The sequence below is a fragment of the Oleiphilus sp. HI0043 genome (assembly GCF_001634935.1).
Genome location: NZ_LWEY01000404.1, coordinates 1 through 1044, shown reverse-complemented (window position 1 = coordinate 1044; position 1044 = coordinate 1). Strand labels below are relative to the sequence as shown.

General features: G+C 42.7%; 1 protein-coding gene and 1 pseudogene. Both read right to left on the bottom strand.

From position 1 onward, the window contains the following. A pseudogene (locus tag A3729_RS05320) lies at nucleotides 1–348 on the bottom strand (phosphate ABC transporter permease subunit PstC); the annotation flags it as partial. 182 nt (nucleotides 349–530) lie between these two features. Beyond that, nucleotides 531–1044: hypothetical protein (locus tag A3729_RS32275; protein WP_197475589.1), on the bottom strand; the 514-nt coding region annotated here is incomplete at its 5' end.

Below are 1044 nucleotides of genomic sequence, written 5' to 3'. Positions count from 1 at the left end.
GGGCTTCAATATTTTTCGCTGAGCTGATGAGGCATATTCACTCATATAAATCGCATTACCCAAGCCAATGGGTATCGATACCGCTAACGCAATAATTGTGATCATGAAGGTACCGGCGAAAATCGGTACTGCACCGAAGGAGCTTTCTCCATGGCTCATGTGCCACTCGGTACCTGTAATAAAATACCAAAGGCTTTTTAATTGAAAGAACTCTAACGCCTGGAACAGGATAGAAAACAAAATACCAATAGTTGTAACAATGGCAATTGCGGCTGAGATCGCGAGAGTTGCAGTAATACAACGTTCTTTAATAAGGGTTGAACGCTTTTTGGATTCAACTTGAAACAAATCTATACTTCCATTATTTAAGAGCCGAATAACTGAGTGGCTAAATTTATACCTACAAAATAAAAAGCCCACTACACAGCGGGCCTTTTGATTTATTTAAGTCCAACTACTTCCTTGTAGTTAGACTTAACATCCCTGTCATTAAACTTCCTAAGACCTTACACTTTTAGACTTAAGCGGGATTATTCAGCCCAGCTCGCATCGTACTCAGTGATAGTCAAAGAGGTATCATCGTCTGTATAAAGCGTGCTACCAGCATCTACAGTGAAGCGAGCTTCAGAACCTGCAGTGAACAGGTCAGCACTAGCGTTTACATTGTTCTTAATCGCTAGACCTGCACCTGTTACCGTTGCGCGAGTATCAGTATCAACACCAGTGTCACTTACACGGATCGCCTCAACGTCTGCATCTGATGAAGACTCAACCAAAATTTGAACATTGTTGAACACGTAGTCTGTACCTTCGCGCAAGCGAACTGCACGACCAACTGACTTCAAGATTGCGTTTTCAAGAGTAGGTTGCGCTTTAGGGTCACCATCAGTAGAGGTGCTGTGACTATCTGCTTCAATTACACGTGAACCAGTTTCGTCATCAACGATGTTCTGCTCAGCATAAACGTTTGAAAGTGTACCGATATAACCTTGGTCGGTATCGATTGAATCGTCACCAGCGTTGTAGATATACAAACCGTCGACG